Annotated in this window: 17 protein-coding genes; 6 read left to right on the top strand and 11 right to left on the bottom strand. The window is 74.0% G+C overall.

Annotation, left to right across the window (positions count from 1 at the left end; genetic code table 11):
• Positions 1-21: 21 nt before the first annotated feature.
• The 9 genes from HUT06_RS10320 to HUT06_RS10280 form a co-directional block, all read right to left on the bottom strand.
• Positions 22-801, bottom strand: a complete 780-nt coding sequence (locus tag HUT06_RS10320) for a class I SAM-dependent methyltransferase (protein WP_176195518.1) — start codon at positions 799-801, stop codon at positions 22-24.
• Between the two features lie 107 nt (positions 802-908).
• Entirely contained in the window at positions 909-4,295 is a 3,387-nt protein-coding gene (locus tag HUT06_RS10315; RefSeq protein WP_176195517.1) for an ATP-dependent DNA helicase, read from the bottom strand.
• Between the two features lie 53 nt (positions 4,296-4,348).
• Positions 4,349-7,462 (bottom strand): ATP-dependent DNA helicase, encoded by a 3,114-nt coding sequence (locus HUT06_RS10310; protein ID WP_254715091.1) that lies wholly within the window; start codon positions 7,460-7,462, stop codon positions 4,349-4,351.
• A gap of 144 nt (positions 7,463-7,606) precedes the next feature.
• On the bottom strand, positions 7,607-7,915 hold the full coding sequence (locus HUT06_RS10305) for an MGMT family protein (RefSeq protein WP_176195515.1): 309 nt from the start codon (positions 7,913-7,915) through the stop codon (positions 7,607-7,609).
• On the bottom strand, positions 7,899-9,188 hold the full coding sequence (locus HUT06_RS10300) for a S8 family serine peptidase (protein WP_176195514.1): 1,290 nt from the start codon (positions 9,186-9,188) through the stop codon (positions 7,899-7,901). The genes HUT06_RS10305 and HUT06_RS10300 overlap by 17 nt, the downstream gene beginning before the upstream one ends.
• Positions 9,182-9,931, bottom strand: a complete 750-nt coding sequence (locus tag HUT06_RS10295) for a hypothetical protein (RefSeq protein WP_176195513.1) — start codon at positions 9,929-9,931, stop codon at positions 9,182-9,184. Before HUT06_RS10295 ends, HUT06_RS10300 begins: the two co-directional genes overlap by 7 nt.
• A 25-nt stretch (positions 9,932-9,956) precedes the next feature.
• On the bottom strand, positions 9,957-11,309 hold the full coding sequence (locus tag HUT06_RS10290) for a S8 family serine peptidase (protein ID WP_217711270.1): 1,353 nt from the start codon (positions 11,307-11,309) through the stop codon (positions 9,957-9,959).
• The gene (locus HUT06_RS10285) at positions 11,303-12,013 is read right to left on the bottom strand and encodes a hypothetical protein (protein WP_176195512.1); all 711 of its coding nucleotides are present in this window, start codon (positions 12,011-12,013) and stop codon (positions 11,303-11,305) included. Before HUT06_RS10285 ends, HUT06_RS10290 begins: the two co-directional genes overlap by 7 nt.
• Before the next feature lie 295 nt (positions 12,014-12,308).
• Positions 12,309-12,509 carry a CsbD family protein gene (locus tag HUT06_RS10280; RefSeq protein ID WP_176195511.1) on the bottom strand — a complete coding sequence of 67 codons (201 nt, stop codon included), beginning with the start codon at positions 12,507-12,509 and terminating at the stop codon, positions 12,309-12,311.
• Between the two features lie 193 nt (positions 12,510-12,702).
• On the opposite strand from HUT06_RS10280, the gene moeZ reads away from it, so the two are divergent.
• A complete protein-coding gene (gene moeZ, locus HUT06_RS10275) occupies positions 12,703-13,884 on the top strand; it encodes an adenylyltransferase/sulfurtransferase MoeZ (protein WP_176195510.1) in 1,182 nt (393 codons plus the stop codon).
• An 87-nt stretch (positions 13,885-13,971) separates the two neighbouring features.
• Here moeZ and HUT06_RS10270 read toward each other — a convergent pair whose 3' ends face one another.
• Positions 13,972-14,163, bottom strand: a complete 192-nt coding sequence (locus tag HUT06_RS10270) for an ankyrin repeat domain-containing protein (protein ID WP_176195509.1) — start codon at positions 14,161-14,163, stop codon at positions 13,972-13,974.
• 27 nt (positions 14,164-14,190) lie between these two features.
• On the opposite strand from HUT06_RS10270, the gene HUT06_RS45580 reads away from it, so the two are divergent.
• The 4 genes from HUT06_RS45580 (at position 14,191) to HUT06_RS10250 (ending at position 20,236) form a co-directional block, all read left to right on the top strand.
• Positions 14,191-14,829: a response regulator gene (locus HUT06_RS45580; RefSeq protein ID WP_368406965.1), complete on the top strand. Its 639-nt coding sequence runs from the start codon at positions 14,191-14,193 to the stop codon at positions 14,827-14,829.
• Between the two features lie 228 nt (positions 14,830-15,057).
• A complete protein-coding gene (locus tag HUT06_RS10260) occupies positions 15,058-15,309 on the top strand; it encodes a GH25 family lysozyme (protein ID WP_176195508.1) in 252 nt (83 codons plus the stop codon).
• Between the two features lie 614 nt (positions 15,310-15,923).
• On the top strand, positions 15,924-18,953 hold the full coding sequence (locus tag HUT06_RS10255; RefSeq protein ID WP_176195507.1) for an alpha-N-acetylglucosaminidase TIM-barrel domain-containing protein: 3,030 nt from the start codon (positions 15,924-15,926) through the stop codon (positions 18,951-18,953).
• 113 nt (positions 18,954-19,066) lie between these two features.
• The gene (locus HUT06_RS10250) at positions 19,067-20,236 is read left to right on the top strand and encodes an ROK family transcriptional regulator (RefSeq protein ID WP_176195506.1); all 1,170 of its coding nucleotides are present in this window, start codon (positions 19,067-19,069) and stop codon (positions 20,234-20,236) included.
• Between the two features lie 6 nt (positions 20,237-20,242).
• Here the strand turns inward: HUT06_RS10250 and HUT06_RS10245 are convergent, their stop codons facing one another.
• Positions 20,243-20,965, bottom strand: a complete 723-nt coding sequence (locus tag HUT06_RS10245) for a TetR/AcrR family transcriptional regulator (protein WP_176195505.1) — start codon at positions 20,963-20,965, stop codon at positions 20,243-20,245.
• Between the two features lie 152 nt (positions 20,966-21,117).
• On the opposite strand from HUT06_RS10245, the gene HUT06_RS10240 reads away from it, so the two are divergent.
• Positions 21,118-23,280: an MMPL family transporter gene (locus HUT06_RS10240; protein ID WP_176195504.1), complete on the top strand. Its 2,163-nt coding sequence runs from the start codon at positions 21,118-21,120 to the stop codon at positions 23,278-23,280.
• Positions 23,281-23,284: the final 4 nt, after the last annotated feature.

Here is a 23,284-nt window from a genome sequence, read left to right as displayed (position 1 = left end):
GTCGAACATTCGCTCGAATCGTTACCCGGCGATCGCCTGCTGGAACAGGTACGAGTGCGTGAAGTGCAGGACGCCGTCCACCATGCTCGGGCGCATGCCGGTCGCGGGGCCGTCCGCCAGCTCCTCCTCCAGCTCCCGCCTGATCTGGGCGGCGGTCTCGGCGGGGGTCTGGCTGAACTCCAGCCACGGGTCGAGCGGCCGCACGAAGTCGAAGGTCTCGGCGCGCTTGACCTCGGCGCCCGCCGCCGCCACCAGCTCCGCGATCCGCGCCTCGGTGAGCGCGGTGCCGTGCGAGGGGTCGCGGAGCCGCTCGATGCGGTCGGGGTCGCCCGCCGCGCCGTCCGGCCGGACCAGGTCGGCGATGATCAGCGCGGCGCCGGGCCGGCTGACCCGGGCCATCTCCGCCACGACGGCCCCGGGGTCGGCGACCTGGTGCAGCGAGAAACGGGTCATGACCAACGTGAACGAGCGGTCCAGGTAGGGCAGCGCGGTCGCGTCGCCGCGGGTGAACGTCAGGTTCGTCAGGCCGGCCTGGTCGGCGCCGCGCTTGCCCTCGGCGAGCATCGCGGGCGTGAGGTCCAGGGCCGTGACGTGCCGGACGCGGTGGGCGATCGCGCGGGACACGAGGCCGGTGCCGGCCGCGACCTCCAGCACGACGTCCTCCAGGTCGAGTTCCGGCTCCATGAAGCGGACGAGCCGGTCCAGGTGACGGGTGAAGGCGGCGTTCAGCCTCGGGTCGGCGAACCCGGCCGCCTGCTTGGAGAACTCCCGGACGACCTTCTCGTCGTGCGTCACCGTCACGTCGCCTCCCTCGAAATGGTTGCCCGGATCATCCCCGAAAGCACGCACGGTGACCAGAGGGGAGTGAGACTCATCACCCCGTCCGGGCGAGAATCACAGGGCGAGAATCACAGGGCGGGGACGCCGTCGAGGAGCGCGGCGAGCCCGGCGGCGTCCAGCAGGTCGGCCGGCCGGACGGTGACGTTCGCGCCGACGTAGTGGAACGCCGCGCTGACCGCGGAGACCTCGACCCCGGTCAGCGTCGCCCACGCCAGCCGGTACGCGGCGAGCTGCACCGCCGCGAACCGCGCCTCCGCCCCGGACGGCGGCGAGCCGGTCTTCCAGTCGACGACCTCGTAGCCGCCGCCCGGCGACCGGAACACCGCGTCCATCCGGCCCCGGACGAGCCGGTCGCCGATGATCGTCTCGAACGGCACCTCGATGTCGAGCGGTTCGCGGGACGCCCACTCCGACTCCTCGAACCGCTCCCGCAGCCGGGCGAGCTGGGAGTCGTCGGCGGCGCCCTCGTCGGCGGCGCCGGGCAGCTCGTCGGGGTCGAGGAGGCGCTGCTGCCCCCAGCGGCCCTCCAGCCAGGCGTGGAACGCGGTGCCGCGCCGCGCGTAGGGGGCGGGCGGGCGCGGCATGGGGCGGCGGATCTGCCGGGCGAGCGCCGCCGGGTCGCGCGCGAGCGACACCAGCGACGACACCGACAGGTGCGCGGGCAGCTCGACGAGCAGGCCGTCGCCGGAGCGGCCCCGGTCGCGCTCGGCGAGCAGCAGCTCGACGTCGCGCGCCCACGCGGTCATCCGGGCGCGGTCGGCGTCGGACAGGCCGGTGTCGCCCGCCCAGTGCCGTGTCCGCCCGGCCATCTCGTCCCCGACCATGCGGGCGCCCTCGACGACCGCCTCGTAGCGCTGGCGGGCGGTGAGGTCGGAGTGGCCGCGCTCGCCGGGTGCGACGGGCCATTGCGCCTCCTCGGGGTCGGCGAGCAGCGGGTTCGCGGCCCCCTCCTCCGGCGGGTCGGTCCAGACGGCGACGGATCCGGCGCCGGCGACGCAGACGGCGCGCACCTCCTCCAGGAACGGCGACGGGCCGAGCGGCCGGCCCGACGCCCCCCACCAGTAGCCGGTGGTGATGAGCAGGCTGGACGCGCGGGTGACCGCGACGTAGGCGAGCCGCCGCTCCTCGCGCAGGTCGCGTTCGGCGCACGCCTGGTCGAACGCGGCGAGGTCGTCCTTCTCCAGGCCGGTCAGCGCGGGCAGGTCGGCGCGGTCGCCGCGCAGCATGAACGGCAGGACGCGCGGGTTCGCCGTCCAGCGGGTGGCGTTCTGCGGCGGCGACGGGAAGATCGACCCCTTGGCGGGGCCGCCGTTCTTCTGCGGCGTGTACGACAGGCCCGGCACCACGACGACGGGCCACTCCAGGCCCTTGGACGCGTGGACGGTGAGCAGCTTGACGCTGTCGGTCTCCCCCACGCGCCCGGCCTCCAGCCCGAACTCCTCGGTCTCGGCGGCCTTGAGGTAGGCGAGGAACGCGCCGAGCGTCGGGTCCTCGGCGTCGCCGGCGAAGGTGGCGGCGGCGTCGATGAAGGCGTCGAGGTCGGCGCGGGCGGTGACCGGGTCGAGCCCGGACCGCGCGGCGACCTCGATGTCGAGGCCGAGGGCCCGCTCGACCTCGGTGACGAGGTCGGGCAGCGGCAGCCCGACCTGGCTCCGCAGGCCGCGCAGCTCGTCGCGCAGGCGCCGCAGCCGGCCGTACCCCTCCGGCGAGTACGCCTCGGCCGGGCCGAGGTCGTCGAGCGCGTCGACGAGGCTGCCGGTCTCCTGGTTCAGCTCCCCGACGAGCTGGCGGAGCGGGTCGTCGCCGGCGTCCGGCGCGGCGGGCTCCGCCATGGCGTCCCCCGGTGGGGCGTCCTCGGCCGGGGCCGGTTCGGGGCGCTCGGGCGGGGTGACGTCGCGGGCCGTCTCCTGGGCGAGGGCGCGGGCGCGGCGGCCCAGCGCGACGAGGTCGCGGGGGCCGAGCCGCCAGCGCGGGCCGGTGAGCAGCCGGGCGAGGGACGCGCCCGCGGTCGGGTCGTGCATGACCCGCAGCGTGGCGACGACGTCCTGCACCTCGGGGACGGTGAGCAGCCCGCCGAGCCCGACGACCTCGACGGGGATGCCGCGCGCCTCCAGCGCCCGCCGGACCAGCGGGAACTGCGACCGCTTGCGCGCCAGGACGGCGACGTCGCAGTAGCGCAGCGGCTCGGCCTGCGGGCCGCCGTCGGGCGCGGTCTCGGGGTCGGCGGCCATCAGGCCCGCGATGCGCGCGGCGATGCGGTCGGCCTCGTCCTCGACCGTGGGGAACAGCGCGCACTCGACGCGGCCGCGCGCCTCGCGGCCCGCCCCCGGGACGAGGCGCGGCACGGCCTTGGTCTCGGCGCGCAGCTCCTCCTGCACCTTGGCCGCCGCCTCCAGGATCAGCTCGCCGTTGCGGAACGACCGGCTGAGCTGGACGACCGGCGCCGGCACCGGCCGCCGCCCGTCCGCGCCGGGCTGCGCGGGGAAGTCGTGGGCGAAGCGCAGCAGGTTCCCGGCGCTCGCGCCCCGCCACCCGTAGATCGACTGGCACGGATCGCCGACGGCCGTCACCGGGTGGCCGCCCGCGAACAGCGAGCGCAGCAGGACGAGCTGCGCCTGGCTGGTGTCCTGGTACTCGTCCAGCAGGACGACGGAGAACCGGGACCGCTCGATCATCCCGACCTCGGGATGCCTGGAGGCGATGCGCGCGGCGAGCGCCATCTGGTCGCCGTGGTCGATGACCTCCCGGTCGGACTTGGCCCGCGCGTACGCCTCGATGAGCGGCATGAGCTGCTCGCGGACGGCGTGCTTGGCGAGGATGTCGCGCTGCGCCTTCAGCGGCTTGTTCACCACGGCGAGCCGCTCGTCGAGCCAGGCGCCGACCTTGCGGACGTCCTCGGCGGTGCGCAGGTGCTCGGCCAGGTCGCCGGCCAGTTCCATGACGGCCTTGGTGACGGTGTCGGGCTGCCAGTCGATGCGGTCCATGGGGCCGTTGTAGGCGTCGACCACCCGCGAGCAGATCTGCCAGGCGACGGCCGGCGAGATCAGCCGCATGGTGGGTTCGAGGGCCTCGCGCAGGGCGTGGTCGCCGAAGAGCCGCGCCGCGTACGAGTGGTAGGTCGACACCATGGGCTCGCCGTCGAACAGGGCCTCGCCGCCGAGCCGTTCGAGCTCGTCGGCGGGCAGCACCTCGCGGAGCTTGTCGAGCCGCTTGCGCACGCGCACGCCGAGCTCGGCGGCGGCCTTGCGGGTGAAGGTCAGCCCGAGGACGCGCTCGGGCCGGACGAAGCCGTTCGCGACCAGCCACACCACCCGCGCGGCCATCGTCTCGCTCTTCCCGGACCCGGCGCCCGCGATCACCGCCATCGGCGCCAGCGGCGCCTCGATCACCCGGGCCTGCTCCTCCGTCGGCTCCGGGATCTCCAGCAGCCGGGCCAGTTCTCCCGGCGTGATCACCTCGCTCCCCCCGAGCTCACCGTGGACCGTTCAGTCGCTGTTCAGGCCGCTGTTCAGTCGGCGACCTGCCCGCCCTCGTCATGGACGGGGCAGCAGGAGCGTACGGGACAGGTGCGACACTTGTCGTTCGCCCGCGCCTGGAACACCTCGCTCGCCATCCCGGTCGCGACGACCTCGATGAGCTTCTTCGGCCACTCGGGGTCGGCGTCGTCGGCGGGCGGCGGCTGCTCCTGCTCGCGCGCCCTCGCGGTGAACGCGGCCTTGCCGACCTGGACGAGCTTGGCGCCGCCCGGCTCGATCAGCCCGTGCCGCTCGAACGCGCCGAGCATCACCGCGTACTGGTAGACGCCGAGCTGCGGGTGCCGCGCCAGGTCGTCCTTGGGGACGGCGGTGGAGGAGGTCTTGATGTCGATGATGACGGCGCGGCCCTGCTCGTCGCGTTCGGCGCGGTCGATGCGGCCCTTGATGACGACGCGGCCGAGGTCGACCTTGAACGACTCCTCCAGCGCGACGACCTCGTTGGGGTTGTCGCGGTGCCAGGCGAGGAACTTGTCGACCATGGTCGCGGCCTGCTCGCGCTGCTTCTCCGAGTACCAGGAGCTGCGGAACTCCAGGTCGTTCCAGATCTCGTCGAGCCGCTCGGCGACGTGCACCTCGTCGACGCCGTCGTCGGCGCCCGCCATCTCGGCGACGGCGTGGACGACCTTGCCCATCGTGCTGTACTCGTTGGGCCCGCCCTCCTGCGCGCCGACGGCGGAGGCGAGCAGCCAGCGCAGCCCGCAGGTGGTGAACGCCTCGACCTGGGACGGGGAGATGGTGATCTGCTCGTCCTCTCCGAACGCGGGCCCGGGGTCGGACAGCGCGGTGATGGCGTACCAGTTCTCCGGTTTCGCGCCGCGCACGCCCGCGCGCGCGAGGCGGGCCAGGTGCCCGGCTGCGGCGCGCCGCAGCGGTTCCGGGCGGGACGGGTCGGCGACGACCGAGCGCAGGTCGGCGACCAGCGCGGACAGTGACAGCCACCGCGTCTTCTCGTCCAGTTGCGACTGCTCGATGGCGCCGGGGAGCAGCTCGTTGAGGAACCGCGACGGACGTTCTTCGGTGTCGTCGCCGCCGACGGCCGTCACCACCAGGCGCTTGCGCGCGCGCGTGACCGCGACGTAGAAGAGCCGGCGTTCCTCGTCGAGCATCTTGGCGGCCATGGAGGCGCCCGCCGCCGCGTCGCCTTCCGGCTCCGCCCCTGCGGCGTGCTCGATGAGCTCCTCGACGCCCAGCAGCGACCCGCGCAGGCGGACATCGGGCCAGACGCCCTCCTGGACGCCGGCCACGACCACCACGTCCCACTCCAGGCCCTTGGAGCGGTGCGCCGTGAGGATCCGGACGGCCTCGCCCTCGGGCGCCTGCTCGGCCAGGGTGTCGCCGGCGATCTCCTGGGAGGCGATGTTGTCGACGAACAGCTCGGGCCCCGCCTGGGGAAGCCGGTCGACGAACCGCGCCGCGTGGTCGAACAGGGCGACGACGGCGTCCAGGTCGCGGTCGGCCGCCGCGCCGCGCGTCCCGCCCTTGACGCTCTGCTCCAGCAGGACGTCGGCCTGGCCGCTCTCCTGCCAGACGGCCCACAGCACGTCCTCGGCGGTGCCGCCGTCGTGCACGGAGCGCCGCGCCACCTCGATCAGCTGCGCGATCCGCTCGGCGGGCGCCCGCACCTTCTCGTGGACGAGGATCAGCTCGCGGGGGTCGTTGACGGCCGCGATGAGAAGCTCCCCTAGCGGACGGTCTCCGCCCGACAGCTCCTCCAGGTCGCGCAGGGCGCGCTTGAGCCGCCGCATGGCGAGCGCGTCGGCGCCCCCCAGCGGCCCTGTCAGCAGGTCTTCGGCGACCTCTTCGTCCAGGAAGCCCTTCTTCAGCGCGGCCCGCAGCAGCACCAGGAACGGGCGGACGGCGGGCTCGGCGATCAGCGGCACTTCGTCGCCCGCGACGACCACCGGCACACCGGCCTGGGCGAGCGCGCGCCGGAGCACCGGGACCTGCCGCACCGCGCTGCGCACCAGGACGGCCATCCGCGACCACGGGACGCCGTCGAGCAGGTGGGCGCGGCGCAGCTCGTCGGCCACCAGCGCCGACTCCTGGCTCTCGGAGTCGGCGATGACGGCGCGCACCTCGCCGTCGTCCAGCTCCTCCACCGGCTGCAGCGCGCGGTGCTCGGCGGCGCCGGCCGACCCGGCGGGCAGGCGGCGCGCGATGCGGCGCGACGCCGCGAGGATCTCCGGGCCCATGCGGCGGCACGTCCGCAGCGCCACCATGGGCGCGGGCTCGCCGTCCAGGGTCGGGAAGCGGCTGGGGAACTCCTGGATGCCCCGCACGTCGGCGCCGCGGAACCCGTAGATCGACTGGTCGGGGTCGCCCACCACGACCAGGTCGCGGCCCTCTCCGGCGAGGTAGTGCAGGAGCGCCTCCTGCGCGGGGTCGGTGTCCTGGTACTCGTCCACGAACACCACGTCGTAGGCGTCCCGCTCCCGGATCCGCACCTCCTCGTCCGCGAGCATGCCCGCGGCCATGTGGATGAGCTCGCCGTAGTCGTAGGTGGGGACGGGGTCGAGGAGGAACCGGTCGACGTACCGCTCCATGAACCCGCCGATGGCGGACCAGTCGTCGCGGCCGCGCACGCGTCCCAGCGCGGCCAGGTCTTCGGCGGCGTACTGGCGCTCAACGGCCCGCAAGGTGAAGTCACGCAGCTCTTCGGCGAACCCGCGCGTCGCCAGAGCGGCCCTCAGGCGCTCCGGCCAGTCGCGGGCGCCGTCCGCCAGCTCGCCCTCCAGCAACCGGCGCACTTCCAGGAGCTGCTCTGGGCCGGACAGCAGCCGCGGGGCCGGCTCCTCGTTCAGGACGGCGTCGCGCCGGAGCAGCGCGTAGGCGTAGCTGTGGAAGGTGAGCGCGAGCGGGGTGCGGGTCGTCCGGTGCAGGCGCCCGGTGATGCGCTCGCGCAGCTCCCCCGCCGCCTTGCGGCTGAACGTCAGGACGAGCACGCGCTCCGGATCGGCGCCCCGGTTCTCGATGCGGTCGACGACCGCCTCGACGATCGTCGTGGTCTTACCGGTCCCCGGCCCCGCCAGCACCAGCAGCGGCCCGCCGGCGTGCTCGACGACCCGCCGCTGCTGCTCGTCGAGCACAGGCGGGACGCTCCGCGCGGGACCGGCGCGGCGCACGAGACGGTAGGAACCAGAGGGCACAACAGTTCATTGGAACAGATCACCGGGACGGTTCTGACCACAACGCACGCATGTCGCCAGGGAGAAAAACCACACCCGGCCCGCTCAGGACGGACCTGACCACCGCGCCCGCTTGATGTCGACCTTCACGCCGTCCGGGCGGAGCGGCGTCCCCTCCTCGCGGTAGTGCTCGTGGGCGCGGCGCTCGTGGCACTGCGGCGGGCTCCCGTCGGCGCGGATCACCCGCCACCACGGGACGGCTCCCCCGTACAGCGACATGACCCGGCCGACCTGCCGGGGCCCGCCGCGCCCGACCAGCTCGGCGATGTCGCCGTAGGACAGCACCCGGCCCGGCGGGATGCTCTCCACCGCGTCCAGCACCGCCTCGGCGTACTCGTCAGGTTCGAACGGCATCCGACGATTCTCCCGGATCGCGCGGCGCGCCGCGCAGGAACACCGCGGCGCCCGCCAGGCCGAACAGGGACACCAGGCAGGCCAGCACGTAGGCGAGGACGAGCCCGCCCGAGCGGTGCACCGCCTGGACCGGCCGGACGGGCCCGTCCGCGAACCGGCGTTCGGCCGGCAGCCCGGCGCCGCTCATCCGGGCGCCCGCGAGCCCGTCGGAGGCGGCGAGCGCGGCGGCGGCGTCCACCGTCCCGAACCCGACGCCCCGGTCGTAGCCGCGCGCCGGCCGGTTCCCGGTGCTCGCCACGATCGCCTGCGTGACCAGCGCGGGCGCGAGGCCGGGGTGCCGCGACCTGATGAGCGCGGCGATGCCGGACACGAACGCGGTCGCGGGGCTCGTGCCGTCCCCGATCCAGTACCGCCCGTCCGGGCCGGCGCCGATGACCTGCACGCCGGGCGCGGACACGACCACGCCGGAGTTGCGGTTGGAGAACCCGGCGTGTCGCCCCTGCGCGTCCACGGCGGCGACGGAGATGACCCCGGGGAACGACGCCGGATAGAAGTACTTCGCGGAGGGGCGCCCCTTCCCCTTCACGCCTCCGGGGCTGCCCTCGGCGTTGTTGTTCCCGGCCGCGGCGACCACCACGACATTGCGGCGGACGGCGTAGGCGACGGCGTCCCGCTCGCGCGCCGTCGGGTACGAGCGGCCCAGCGACAGGTTGATCACGTCGGCGCCGTGGTCGACCGCGTACCGGATGCCGTCGGCGATCGTCCCGGCGAACCGCTCGGCGCCGGTGAACTCGGCGAACCCCGGCTCGTCCCGCTCCAGGATGACCCGCAGCGACAGCAGCCGCGCCTCGGGCGCGACGCCGATCATCCCCAGCGCGCCGCCGGGGCCGTGGCCGTGCCCGGCGATGATGGACGCCATGTTGGTGCCGTGCAGCCGCTTCGGCCGGGCCCCCGCCGGCCCGGCGCCGCGGGTGAGGTCGGGGCCCACGGTGACCGATCCCACGAGGTCGGCCTGGTCGGCGTCCACGCCCGAGTCCAGGACGGCGACGGTCACGCCGCGCCCCTTCGCCATCGTCCACGCCCGCGGCACGTTCAGGGACTCCAGGACGGGCGTCACGGCGTCCCGTACCTGATCAGAGCCGGGCGCGAACCGGGGGGTGTGGGGGGTCGCCCCCTCACGAACAACACCGTCGGCGCGGGCGGGCGGCGCGGTGAGGGCGGGAAGGGCGAGGAGCGCGGCGGCGGCCAGCGCGGCGGTGACGCGTCTCAGCATCGCCACTCCCGGTCGCCGCAGCGGACCTCCGCCGGGGCAGCCAGCGGGGCGAGCACGGCGCGCACCAGCTGCGGCGCGAGTTCGGCGAGGTCGGCGAGCGGGCCGCGCAGCGCGGGGCGCCCGTCGGCGTACCCGGCGGTCGCGGCGACCACGTACGGGCCGCGCTGCGCGGCGGCGGCCGCCTGCCGGGCCGCGTCGCCGAACCGGGCGGCGACCGACCCCTCGAACGGCAGCGCCCGCAGGCCGGGCCGGGGCGCGCCGTGCGGGAACCACTCGACCGCCCCGCGCGCGGACCGCTCGTCCGGGAACACCGCCACCCCGACGGTCACCACGAGCCCCTGCGTCTGGTCGAGGTAGGTGGCGCGGAGCACGGCGCGGCAGCCGCGGGCCGCGAGGGAGCGGGCGAGCGCGCCGTCGGCGGCCTGGGCGCAGCGGGTGTCGGCGCCGATCCCGACCCGGCGGGCCGTCGCCGGGGACGACTGGCCGAGCGTGTACGGGATCCCGGCGGGGAAGATCCGCCCGGCGGGCCACGCCCGGTACCGGCCCGCCACCTCGGCCGCCGCGGCGGCGGCGCGCTCGGCGGGCGTCGGGCCGCGGGTCAGCTCCGCCGACAGCCGCACCGCGGCGACGACGAGGACGGTCGCGCACGCGGACGCGGCGACCAGCGCCGCCGTCCGGCGCGACACCCGCCACCGCCCCGGTTCCGTCTCGGTGCCCGGGGCGGAGATGTCAGCGCGCGCCACGCAGCGGAGCGTAGCCCAACGGAGATCAGTACGGGGGCGCCGGCGACGCGCCGCGCGGCGGGGGCTGCTCCGGCGCGCCGTACGGCGCGCGCGGCGGCGGCCCGTACGGCCGGCCGGGCAGCTGCCCGGGCGGCGGACCGGGGGGTGCGGCCGGGCCGGAAGGCGGGCCGGCCGCGGGCTTGGGATGGCGGCGCCGGAACGCCATCGCGATCCCGCCCCCGCCGACGGCCCCGCAGATGCCGAGCACCAGGATCACGCCGATCAACCAGCGGACCCAGGCGGGATGGTCGATGATCGGCACCGGCCCGGGGTCGCCCGCGCCGAACCGCTCGCCGGCGGGCTTGCCCTTCGCGGGGCCCGGCTTCGCCGCCGCGAGCCCGTCCGCCGCCGTCAGCGCGCGGGCCGCGTGCACCTCGCCGAACCCGATCTCCGGGTCGTAGCCGCCCTTCGGCCCGCCGCGGGCGCTCTGCACCAGCGCCTGCGACACCAGCGCGGGCGCCATGTCCGGGTGCTTGGCACGGATGAGCGCGGCGATCCCGGACACGACCGCGCTGGCGTCGCTGGTGCCGGAGCTGACGAAGTACCGGCCGCCGGGCCCGGCGACGGGCAGCCCGGCGCCCGGCGCGGACAGCACCACCGAGTAGTTGCGGTTGGAGAACGGCGCGCGGGCGTGCCCGGCCGTCGTCGCCGCGACCGCGATGACGCCGGGATAGGACGCCGGGTAGGAGTAGGGCGCGAAGCCGTCGTCGTCCAGCAGCCGCTGCTCGTCGCCGTCGTTGCCGACCGCCGACACCACCACGGCGCCCTTGCCGATCGCGTAGCCGACCGCCTCGCGCTCCTCGGGCGTCTCGTCCTCGCGGCCGAGCGAGAGGTTGATGACGTCGGCGCCGTGGTCGGCGGCGTAGCGGATGCCGCGCGCCACCGACGTCTCCGCCTGCTCCGACGTCCGGTACCGGGCGTAGCTGGCGTCCTCCGGCTCGCCGATCGCGCGGATGGCGAGGATGCGGGCCTGCGGGGCGATCCCGATGATCCCGGAGCGGCCGCCCGGCCCGTGCCCCTGCCCGGCGATCAGCGACGCCATCCCGGTGCCGTGCAGCCGCGCGGGCGTGCTGCCGCGGTCGACCTTGGCGAGCATGTTGGGCCCGGTGGTGACCTTGCCGCGCAGGTCCGCCTGCTTCGGGTCGACGCCGGAGTCGACGACGGCGACCGTCACCCCGGCGCCCTTGGTGACCTTCCAGGCGGCGTCCATGCCGAGGAGGTTCAGGATGGGCCGCTGCCGGTCGCGGACCTCGTCCGCGTGCGCCGGGACGGGCAGCAGCCAGCTCCCGGCCAGGGCTCCCGCCGCCAGGGCGGCGGCCGTCCGCGCGCGCGTCAGCATTCCCACTCCGGGTCGTCGCAGTCGGGCAGCGCCTTGGAGGCCAGCGCCCGCGCGACCGCGTGGCCGAGCTGCGGGGCCACGGCGAACGGCTCGCCGGGCCGCGCCTTCTTGATCGCGGACGCGGGCCGGCCGTCGGACTGCCCGGACGCCGTCAGCACGACGTACGGGCCGCCGCGGTCGATCGTCCGGTCCTGCCGGGCCTCGTCGGTGAACCGGGCCGACGCCGTCCCCGGGAACGCGGCGGCGTGCAGCGCGGGCGCCACCGAGCGGGAGCCGTCGCCCGGGCCCTGCGAGCCGGGCAGCTCCTTGAACGCGCGGTCGGCCTTCCACGGGTCGGGGAACGCGATCACCCCGACGGTGACGACGACGCCCTGCAGCTGGTCGGTGTAGGTGGCGCGCAGGACGGCCCGGCAGCCGTACTTGGCGAGCGTGGCGGCGATCTCCTCGTCCACGGCCTGGGCGCAGCCGGTGTCGGGGACGATGCCGGTCCGGGACGCGTACTCGCTGTGGTCGCCGACGGGCCGGTAGGGGATCCGGTCGGGGAAGATCCGGCTCGCGGGCCACGCCTGCCAGCGCCGCGCGACCTCCTTGTTCGCGGCCGTCTGCAGCTCCGCGGTCGTGGGCTCGCGGTTGACGGTCGTCCAGGCTCCGACCATCGAGAACGCGGTGGTGAAGAAGTAGCAGCAGCCGACGACGAGGGCCACGACCATCCACTGGCGCCCGGTCAGGCCGAGGACCGTGGGACGGCCCGGCGGCGGCGGGGGACCGGGGGGACCCGCGTACGGAGGCCCTGGCCGGCCCGCGTACGGAGGCCCTGGCGGGCCGGCGTACGGAGGACGCGGCGGGGGCGGCGGCTGCTGGAAGGGAGGCGGGAATGCCACAACAGTCAAGATTAACTGTGTTTTACGACAATCCACCTGTCATTGCGTACGAGGCAGCGGAAAGCCCCTCCGCGGAGGGGCTTCCACTTGCGGGAGCGCTACAACCCGGTACCCGGGGCTAGGACCCGGTACCGAACGTCCGGCGCGCCTCCTGGGCGGCGTCCTTGGCCTTCTCGCCGACCTGCTTGGTGCCGCCGGCCGCCTGGTCCCTGCGCCCCTCGGCCTCCATGGACCGGTCGCCGGTCTGCCGTCCGGCCTCTTCCTTGCCCTGGCCCATGGCCTTCTGGGTCTTGTTCTTGAGCTTGTCGAGGAAGCTCATGGTTCCTCCTCCCGTATGTTGGGCGACCCATGCCCGCTACGGGACGGCCCATGCGTGCCCCTGGACCGCCACGCGCGTGCGCGTTCTGGGGGCGGCGCCCGGGGAATGCGGGGCGACGTGGCAAGGTTGTGCGGTGGGAGGACGGGACGCCCCGCCTCCCTAACAGCCGAGCGTCAGCACAGGAGCACCCACCGTGTCGTTGCCACCTCTGGTCGAGCCCGCAGCGGAGCTCACCCGCGACGAGGTCAACCGCTACTCGCGGCACCTGATCATCCCCGACGTGGGCATGTCCGGGCAGAAGCGCCTCAAGAACGCGAAGGTCCTGGTCGTGGGCGCCGGCGGGCTCGGCTCCCCCGCGCTGCTCTACCTCGCCGCCGCCGGGGTGGGCACCCTCGGCGTCATCGACTTCGACGTCGTGGACGAGTCCAACCTGCAGCGGCAGATCATCCACCGGCAGTCGTCCCTCGGCAAGCCGAAGGTCGAGTCGGCGGCCGAGACCGTCCGTGAGATCAACCCGCTGATCGACGTGGTGGTGCACAACACCGCGCTCGACCGCGACAACATCATGGACATCTTCTCCCAGTACGACCTGATCCTGGACGGCACCGACAACTTCGCCACCCGCTACATGGTGAACGACGCGGCCGTCCTGCTCGGCAAGCCGTACGTGTGGGGGTCGATCTACCGCTTCGACGGCCAGGCGTCGGTCTTCTGGGCCGAGCACGGCCCCTGCTACCGCTGCCTCTACCCCGAGCCGCCGCCGCCCGGCATGGTGCCGTCCTGCGCCGAGGGCGGGGTGCTCGGCGTGCTGTGCTCGTCCATCGGCTCGATCCAGGTGAACGAGGCCATCAAGCTGCTCACCGGCATCGGCGAGCCGCTCGTCGGCCGCCTGATGATCTACGACGCGCTGGAGATGACGTACCGCTCGGTCAAGGTCCGCAAGGACCCCGAGTGCCCGCTGTGCGGCAAGAACCCGACGCAGACCGAGCTGCTGGAGGACTACGAGGCCTTCTGCGGCGCCGTCTCCGACGAGGCCGCCGAGGCCGCCAAGGACTCCACGATCTCCGTGCACGACCTCAAGGCCATGCAGGACCGCGCCGAGGACATCTTCCTGGTGGACGTCCGCGAGCCCAACGAGTACGAGATCGTCTCGATCCCGGGCGCGACACTGATCCCGAAGGGCGAGTTCCTGAACGGCTCCGCCCTGGAGCGGCTGCCGCAGGACAAGAAGATCGTCCTGCACTGCAAGTCGGGCGTCCGCTCCGCCGAGGCCCTCGCGGTCGTCAAGAGCGCCGGCTTCGCCGACGCCGTGCACGTCGGCGGCGGCGTCCTGGCCTGGGTCAACCAGATCGACCCGAGCCAGCCGTCCTACTGACGCCGGCCGTCCTACCGACGCGAGCCGGAGACCCCCGCACCCACCAGGGTCCGGGGGTCTCCGCATGCCCGGCGCCGGCCGGCCGGGCTAGGCGTCGCGGAGCAGCTTCGCGATCTCGCCGTGCCCCTCGCGCTCGGCGTGCCGCAGCGGGGTCGCGCCCTGGCGGTCGGCCGGCTCCGGATCCGCCCCGGCCTCCAGCAGGAGCGCGACGACCTCCTGGTGGGACGGCCCGCCGAAGCGGTTCACCACCGCGCAGTCGGGCCGCGCCGGGATCAGCACCCGCGCCTGGAGGGGGACGAGTATCCGGTGGACGTCGAGGTGCGGGCGGCGCTGCTCCGCGTCGCGCAGGGCGCCGTCGCCAACGCGCGCGAGCACGCCGCCCCGGCCGCGGTGATGGTCACGCTGACCTATCTCGGCGAGGCGGTGTCCCTGGACGTCGCCGACGACGGCCCGGGATTCGACCCGGCGGACGCGGTGTCCGCACCGGGGCGCGGGTACGGACTGCGTGCCATGCGGGACCGGGTCGCGGAGGTCGGCGGCGTCCTCACGGTCGAGAGCGCGCCGGGCGCGGGGACCGTCGTCGCCGAGGCGGCCGACGGCGCGGAGGCGGTCCGGCAGGTCGGGCTCGTCCCGACCGACCTCGTCCTGATGGACCTTCAGCTCGGCGAGGGCATCGACGGCGTGGAGGCGACCCGGCGCGTCCTCGCGCTGCCGGACCCGCCGCGCGTGCTGGTGCTGACCATCTACGACTCCGACGCCGACATCTCCCGCGCCATCGCGGCCGGCGCCGCCGGGTACCTGCTCAAGGCCGGCCCGCCGGAGGAGCTGTTCCGCAGCGTCCGCACGGCCGCGCGCGGCGAGACGGCGCTGTCGCCCCGCGTCGCCACCCGCACCGCCGCCGTCGCCGCGGCCGTGGAGCGCCGCCTCATCCGCCTGCCCGGCTGACGGGCCACCCCGCATGCCCGGAATTGCCCGCCGCGCCGGGGAAACCGCACGGAGAACGCACCCTCTTATGCATAATTTATTTGCCGGGGACGATCTCCCAGCCGTCTCGTTCTCCGGTTAACCTGCCCTGCACGGTCGAAATCCGGTCGGACGCCGAATCTCCCGAGTCCGGCGAGAACGGGCATCCGAAAAATGATCGGCAAGCGCGGCAGAGGCAGCAGCCTGCTGATGGCGAGGGTGATCGCGAGCGGGGCGCCGCTCCACGTCGCCGCTCCCGCCGAAGCGGCCGCGTCCCCGGCGCCGTCGAACCCGTACGGCGTGGACGTCTCGCGCTACGACCGCGGCTTCGACTGGGGGCGCGAGGACCTCGCCTTCGGCATCGCGAAGGCCACCGAGGGGCTGCGGCGCGACGACCCGACCTTCACCGAGAACTGGACGAGGATCCAGCGGAACGGCCTGGTCAGGGGCGCCTTCCACTAAGGCCGCCCGGGCGACGACCCGGTGCGCGAGGCCGACCACTACCTCTCGGTGGTGACAAAAGCGGGCCTGGGGGCCGGCGACCTGCTCATGCTCGACCTGGAGACCACCGACGGGCGCTCCACGCGCCAGGTGAACGACTGGGCGAATACCCCTTGTGGGTCGCGCACTACGGAAAGGCCGCCGGGCGAGTGACCGCGCCTTCCCCGTGGAAGCAGTGGGCCATCCACCAATACGCGTCCACCGATCACGACCACAACGTGTCCAGCCTGAACGCGTCCCAACTCCGCGCTCTGGGCTACAAACTCCCCCAGACCCGACGCCGAACGGCAAGGCGGGCGGCGAGAAACTCGCCGCCCGCTCTGCAATGCCCACCGGCCCTGATTTCGACCGTTCTGATTCCACACCGAATTCGCCACGGAATCTGCGAGCCGAGGGGGCGGGCTGGGCCGCCTAGGCAGGTGGCCCGGGCGCGGCCGCCGGCCGGGGCCGCGCGTCACCGGGCCCCGGCCGGCGCCGGACCACCGGGAAAAGATTCCGGGGCTTTGGATCTTGACCGTCCGGCCGAGAGGTATTTAGTTTGGGCCCCGATCAAAACCCGGCGAAGGGACGCGACCGTGGTTCGACGGAGCGGCACGCAGCGAAGATGGCGGATCACGGTGGCCGGGGTGGTGAGCGTCCTGCTCGTCATCGGCGTGCTGCCCGGGACCATCGCATCGGCGGAGACGGCCGGCCACGGCCGGCCAGCGTTCGATGTGCGCCCGGCCCGTGAGGTGATCAAGCGGCTGGTCGGGCCGCGGTACGCCGCGCAGGTGAGCCTGGAGACCCTGCGGGGCGACCGGGACGCCTTCCGCGTCTCCGGCCGGCACCGGCGGCTGGTCATCGCGGGCAGCAGCACACCGGCGCTGCTCATGGGCTTCAACTGGTACCTCAAGCACGTGGTCAAGGCCGACATCTCCTGGACCGGCGAGCAGCTCGACCTCCCGCGGCGGCTCCCGCTGCCGGCGCGGCCGATCGAGCAGTCGTCCGTCGTGAAGCACCGGTTCGCCGGCAACGACACCGAGGACGGCTACTCCGGGCCCTACCGGACGTTCGAGGACTGGGAACGGCTCATCGACGTCTACGCCCTGCACGGCGTCAACGAGATGTTCATGCCCGTCGGCACCGAGGCCGTGTACTTCGAGACGCTGAAGGCGTTCGGCTACTCGGCGGACGAGGTGCGCTCCTGGATCCCGGGCGCCGGGTACCAGCCGTGGTGGCTGCTGCAGAACATGTCCAACTTCACCTCGCCTATCAGCGAGGACCAGATCCGCGACCGCGCGAAGCTCGGCCGCCGGATCGCCGACCGGATGCGGCGAGTCGGCATCACGCCGGTGCTGCCGGGCTACTTCGGCACCGTCCCGACCGACTTCGAGACCCGCAACCCGGGCGCCGTGACGGTGCCGCAGGGCACCTGGCAGGGGTTCACCCGGCCCGACTGGCTCGCGCCGACGAACCCGGTGTTCGGCAAGGTCGCCGAGCGCTTCTACGGCGTCCAGGACCGCCTGCTCGGCAAGTCGACGATGTACAAGATGGACCTGCTGCACGAGGGCGGCAAGGCCGGCGACATCCCGGTGGGCCAGGCCTCGGTGGCCGTCCAGGACGCGCTGGAGAAGGCGCACCCGGGAGCGACCTGGGTGATCCTCGGCTGGCAGAGCAACCCGCGCGCCGAGACGGTGGCCGCCGTCGACCGGAGCAGGATGCTCATCGTGGACGGCCTGTCCGACCGGGCGCTCAAGGTCGACCGCGACGCCGACTGGAAGGGCACGCCGTACGCCTTCGGGTCGATCTGGAACTTCGGCGGCAACTCCACCGTCGGCGCGCCGATCGGCGCCTGGAACGAGCGGTTCTGGGCGTGGCGGGCGCGGGCCGGCGGCAGCGCGCTCGACGGGATCGCGATCATGCCGGAGGCGAGCTACAACAACCCGGTCGCGGTCGAGTTCCTCGCCGAGATGCCCTGGCATGACGGCCCCGTCGACGTCCACCGGTGGTTCGACGAGTACGCGGACGCGCGCTACGGCGGCGCCGACCCGCACGCCCGCGCCGCCTGGCGGGTGCTGGCCGACACGGCCTACGCGATCCCGCCGACCGGCGGACGGTCGTCCGGGCACGGCGGGCTGTTCGCGGCGGCGCCGAGCCTGACCACGACGCGGCCGCACCGGTGGGCGCAGGCGGCGTTCGCCTACGACCCGGCCGCGTTCGCGCGGGCGCTGCCCGAACTGCTCAAGGTGGACCGGTCGCTGCGGCGCAGCTCCGCCTACCGCTACGACCTGCTCGAAGTGGCCCGGCAGGCCGTCGCGGACCGGTCCCGGACCCTGCTGCCGCAGATCAACGCGGCGTACCAGGCCCGCGACCTCGCCGCGTTCACCAAGCTGACCGACAGCTGGATGGACCACATCAAGGGCCTCGACGCCCTCACCGGCACGGACCGGAGCTCGATGGTCGGGCCGTGGCTCCAGCGGGCGCGGCAGGCGGCCGGCAGCCCGGCCGAGGCGCGGCAGTTGGAGTACGAGGCGCGCAAGCTGATCACCTCGTGGGGCGAGAGCGACACCAACCTGCACGACTACGCCTACCGCGAGTGGTCCGGCGTGCTGCGCGACTACTACGCGCCGCGGTGGAAGAAGCTGTTCGACGGGCTGAAGGAGGCGCTGCGCACCGGCGGCGAGCCGCCGACCGTCGACTGGTACGCCATGGCCGAGGCGTGGTCGAAGGACGACGGCAAGTACCGGACGAGGCCGTCCGGGGACACCTACACCGAGGCGTCCAAGACGCTGCGGCGGCTGATGGGCGACACCTACGACCTGCGCCTGGCGCTGCGTCCGACGGGCTCGCTCTCCGGTTCCGCCTCGGTGGCCGCCTCGGTGACCAACACCAACTACTTCGCGTCCATGAGCGGCCTGACCTTCGACGTCTCCGCGCCCGCGGGCGTGGAGGTCCGTCCGGCCGGGCCGGAGAAGGGGGAGATCGACCCGGGCGCCACGCTGGAGCAGGCCTGGACGCTGCACCGCACCGACGCCCTCCCGGCCGGGACGACGCAGGTCGCGGTGGAGTTCACCGTCGGCTTCGACCAGGCGGGGCAGCACCTGACCCGCAAGGCGACGGCGGTGCTGCCCGTGGCGGCGGACGGGCGCGTCCAGCTGAGCGACCTGCCGTTCACCTACTCCCGCAACCATGACGGCATCTACGCGGTGGCCCGCGACACGGTGACGCCGGGCACGCCCGAGGGCAACGGCAAGCCGATCCGGCTGGACGGGACCTTCTACAGCAAGGGCCTCGGCACGAACGCGAACGCGGACGTGCGCGTCGCGCTGAACCAGGGCTGCCAGCGGTTCACCACCGTGGTCGGGATCGACGACGCGATGAACCACACCGCCGACGGCGATGTGATCGTCCGCGTCTTCGGCGACGGCCGGCCGCTGCACGAGACCGGGGTGCTGCGCAGCGGGCTCGCGGCCTCCGGGGCCGAGGCCGTCCGGCTCGACGTCGATGTGACGGGCGTCAAGGAGCTGCGGCTCGTGGTCGACCAGTACGACGTGAACCGCTGGTTCGACGCCGTGTCGTTCGGGGTGCCGACGCTCACCTGCACGTCGCCGCCGGCGACCCGGTAACCCGCTCCCCCGGGGCCCGTGCCCGCCGGACCGGCGGCCGGGCCCCGGGGCATGTCCGATCCCTATACGCTCCCGTCCAGGGGGTCAGCGCGGTGGGCACGGGGAAGGCGAAGATGACCAGGCCGGTCCGCATCACCGAGAAGGCGACTCCCGCGGTCCTGCGGGAGCGCAACACCGAGCTGGTCCTGCAGAGCGTGCTGGCGGGCGGCGGCACGGTGTCCCGCGCCGACATCTCCCGGTCGACGGGCCTCGCCCGCGCCGTGGTCTCGGAGATCGTGGAGACCCTGGTGGCGCGGCGGCTGGTCGCCGAGGAGGCGGGGCGCCCGTCCGGCCGCGGCAAGCCGGCCAGGCTGCTCGGCATCGACACCGTCCGGCACTGCCTGCTGATGGCCGACGTCCGCCCGGCCGAGGTGCGCGGCGGCGTCATCGGGCTGGACGGCACGATCGGCGCCACCGCCCGGGTGCCGCTGCCCGCCCGTCCGGGCCCGGCCGACGTCGTGGCCGCGCTCGGCCCGATGCTCGCGGAGCTGGCCGCCGCCGACGGGCGCGCGGTGCTGGCCGCCGGGGTCGCCGTCCCCGGCATCGTGTCCCCCGAGCAGCGCGTCATCGAGGCGCTGCAGCTGCGCTGGAAGGACGTCGACCTGGCGGGGCCGCTGAAGTCCGCGCTCGGGCACGACGTCGTGCTGGTCAACGACGCGACGGCCGTCGGGATGTCGGAGCTGTCGTGCCAGCGCCGGGACGGCGACAGCGTCATCGTGCTGCACATCGCGGGCGGCATCGGCTCGGCGATCCTGCTCGACGGCCGCGTCCACCTCGGGGAGCGCCGCCGCGCCGGGGAGGTCGGCCACATCGACGTCGGCGTCAGCGACCGCGACTGCGAGTGCGGCCGGCGGGGCTGCCTGGAGACGGTGGCGAGTCTGCCGGCCGTGCTCGCCGGCGCGGACGTGGAGCGGCTGGACGCGGTCGCCGCGCCCGGGGACGCGCCGGCGGCGCCGGAGTCGGCGGCCCTCGCGGCGCGGGTCGACTACGCGGGCAAGAGCCTCGCGGCCCTGCTGTGCGTGCAGGCCGCGATCCTCGACATCGGGGACGTCGTGATCGACGGCCCGATCCGGCGGGCCGGGGAGCGGCTGCTCGACGCCATCGAGCGCGAGCTCGCGGTGCGGCTCCCGCCCAGCGACGTCCGGCGGCCGCGCTTCTCCACGATGGCGGAGCGCAGCATCATGCACGGCGCCGCCGCGACCGCCATGCACGACCGGCTCGGCGTCATCTGGCACAACGCCTGACCAGCCTCAGCGGCCGTCCGGCGGGCGGTAGGTGAGGCCGATCTGCGGGCTGATCTCGGTCAGCATCAGCTCGAACATGGGGGCGGCGTCCTCCAGCGCGAACTCCAGGTGGCCGAAGACCTCCAGGCTGACGCCGCCCTGGAGCCGGATCCAGCACTTCAGGAACTGCTGGATGACGCCGAGCGGCAGGTCGACGCCGACGACGTCGTCGCGGTAGCGGCGCAGCTGCGGCAGCAGGACGGGGTCGATCTCGTCGTCGGACGCGACCGGGAACGGGCTCTTGTTCCACAGCTCCAGGAACAGGGCCATGAACGTCCAGCCGAACTGGCGGGCGCACTCCTCGGCGAAGTCGACGTCCTCCTCCTGCTGGGCGGCGCCGCGCACGGGCGCGCCGAACAGCAGCGCGTACTCGCGGGGGTGCGCGAGCGACCAGGTCCGGAACCGGCGGGACACCACCAGGAACTTGCCGCTCATGTCGTCGTGCGGGACGTCCGCCAGCGCGGCGTGCAGCTCACCGGTCAGCTCGCTGAACAGGTCGCCGACCAGGTGCCGCAGCAGCTCGCCGTGGCTGCCGAAGTAGCGGTAGAGCGCCGGCGCGGTCATGCCCATCTCGCGGGCGATCGCGCGCAGCGTCACCGCCTCGGGGCCCTCCTCGACGAGGATCCGCCGGGCGGTCCCGGTGATCTCCCGGACCGTCGCCGCACGCAGCCGGTCACGCCGTGTCTCCACTACGCCGCCTCTTCTCCCGCGCTCCTGCCGTCCTCGCATGATTCCTCAGAAACACCCTTGACGAAAGCTAACGCTGTATGCGAAGTTAACGCTGTTCGCAGCTTACACCGTTTACTTCCGTGATGGAACGTAGCGAGACAGGAGATCGGGTCATGTTCGAGCGATGGGGACGGTGGGTCCACCGGCGGCGCCGGTGGGTCCTCGCGGTGGCCGGCGCCGCACTGGTCTTCGCCGGCGTGTGGGGGACGGGCGTGTTCGGCGCGCTGACCTCGGCGGGCGGCTTCGACACACCGGGCAGCGAGAGCGCGCGGGCCGCGCAGGCCGCCGAGCGCGACCTCGGCCGGGACGCGGCGGACGTCGTGGTCCTCTATCAGGGGCGGACCACGGTGGACGACCCGGCGTTCCGGGCGTCGGTCGAGCGGGCGCTCGCCGCGCTGCCGCAGGACAAGATCGCCTCGGTCGACACCTACTGGACGACGAAGGCGCCGCAGCTCGTCAGCGGCGACAAGACGGCCACCTACGCCGTCCTGCGGCTCGCCGGGGCCGACGCCGGCGCGCGGAGCGACAACTACGCCGACATGAAGGACGAGCTGACCGAGGTCGGCGGCGGTCTCACCGCGAAGGTCGGCGGGACGGTCGGCACCGAGACCGCGATCAACGACCGGGTCTCGTCCGACATCGGGCGGGCCGAGGCCATGGCGATGCCGGTGCTGCTCGTGCTGCTGGTGCTGATCTTCGGCGGGCTGGTGTCGGCGAGCCTGCCGATGCTGATCGGCGGCATCGCGATCCTCGGCTCGTTCACCGCGCTGCACGCGCTCAGCTACGTCACCGACGTGTCGATCTTCGCGGTGAACATCACCACGTTCCTCGGGCTCGGCCTCGCGATCGACTACGGCCTGTTCATGGTCAGCCGGTTCCGCGAGGAGGTCCGCCGCGACGGCGCCTCGGTCGAGGACGCCGTGGCCGCGACGATGGCCACGGCCGGGCGCACGGTCGCGGTGTCCGGGATCACGGTGGCGGTGTCGCTGTCCGGGCTGCTGCTGTTCGACCAGAACTTCCTCGTCTCGATGGGCTACGGCGGCATCGCGACCGTGTTCGTGTGCATGATCGGCGCGCTGACCGTGCTGCCCGCGCTGCTCGCCGTCCTCGGCCCGAAGGTCGACGCCCTCTCCGTGCGGCGGCGGCGCGCGAAGGCGCCCGCCGGGCAGGAGGGCTGGTGGGGGCGGCTCGCGCACAGCGTCATGCGCCGCCCGGTCGTATACGTCGTCGCGACGGTGGCGCTGCTCCTCGCGCTCGGCTCCCCCTTCCTGCACATCAACTGGGGCGGCATGGACGCCAAGTCCATGCCGGAGGGCGCCGAGGCGCGGGTCGTCGCGGAGACGCTGGAGACCCGGTTCCCGCCCAACGCGACCAACCCGATCGAGGCCGTGGTGACCGGAACGTCCGACCGGGCCGCGGTCCAGGCCTACCAGGACCGCCTCGCGGCGGTGCCGGGGGTGACCGACGCGGCGGTGACCGGCGCGAAGGGCACCACGACGCGGATCGCGCTGCGCTACACCGCCGACCCCGACTCCGGCGCCGCCCGCGACCTCGTGCACAAGGTCCGGGACGTCCCGCCGCCGCCCGACGCGGAGGTGCTCGTCGGCGGCACGACCGCCGACGTCGTCGACCAGCTCGACAGCATCGGCGCGACGCTGCCGTGGCTGGCGCTGCTCGTCGGCGGCGCGACGTTCCTGCTGCTGTTCCTGGCGTTCGGGTCGGTGGTGCTGCCGCTGAAGGCGATCGTGATGAACATGCTGTCGCTGTCGGCCACCTTCGGCGCCGTCGTGCTGATCTTCCAGGACGGGCACCTGTCCGGCCTGCTCGACTTCACCGCGACCGGCTCGATCTCCCCGGCGATGCCGATCCTGATGCTGGCCATGCTGTTCGGCGTCTCGATGGACTACGAGGTCTTCCTCATCTCGCGGGTCCGCGAGCAGTACGACCTGACCGGCTCCAACACCGCGGCCGTCGCCGCCGGGATGCAGCGCACCGGCGGGATCATCACCAGCGCGGCCCTGCTGTTCATCGTCGTGATCGGCGCGTTCGCCACGTCCGGCATCACGTTCATCAAGATGACCGGCATCGGCATGGCCATCGCGATCCTGATGGACGCGACCGTGGTGCGGGCGCTGCTCGTCCCCGCCGCGATGCGCCTGATGGGCCGCGCCAACTGGTGGGCCCCCGCCCCGCTGGCCCGCCTCTACGCCAAGTACGGCATCCACGAAAGCGACACCCCCGCCCCGCAACGACCCCACCTGGAACCCGTGGGCTGATCCT

It is taken from the genome of Actinomadura sp. NAK00032 (genome assembly GCF_013364275.1).
In the GTDB taxonomy this organism is placed as follows: domain Bacteria; phylum Actinomycetota; class Actinomycetes; order Streptosporangiales; family Streptosporangiaceae; genus Spirillospora.
Note: the sequence above shows the minus strand (reverse complement) of the source record. Positions and strands in the feature narration are given on the sequence as shown.

Coding starts and splice junctions, on each gene's coding strand:
- HUT06_RS10240 (WP_176195504.1), top strand. CDS start 21,118: ATGTTCGAGCGATGGGGACGGTGGGTCCACCGGCGGCGCCGGTGGGTC.
- HUT06_RS10305 (WP_176195515.1), bottom strand. CDS start 7,915: ATGCCGTTCGAACCTGACGAGTACGCCGAGGCGGTGCTGGACGCGGTG.
- HUT06_RS10290 (WP_217711270.1), bottom strand. CDS start 11,309: ATGCTGACGCGCGCGCGGACGGCCGCCGCCCTGGCGGCGGGAGCCCTG.
- HUT06_RS10260 (WP_176195508.1), top strand. CDS start 15,058: ATGGCGAGGGTGATCGCGAGCGGGGCGCCGCTCCACGTCGCCGCTCCC.
- HUT06_RS10280 (WP_176195511.1), bottom strand. CDS start 12,509: ATGAGCTTCCTCGACAAGCTCAAGAACAAGACCCAGAAGGCCATGGGC.
- HUT06_RS10300 (WP_176195514.1), bottom strand. CDS start 9,188: ATGCTGAGACGCGTCACCGCCGCGCTGGCCGCCGCCGCGCTCCTCGCC.
- HUT06_RS10250 (WP_176195506.1), top strand. CDS start 19,067: ATGACCAGGCCGGTCCGCATCACCGAGAAGGCGACTCCCGCGGTCCTG.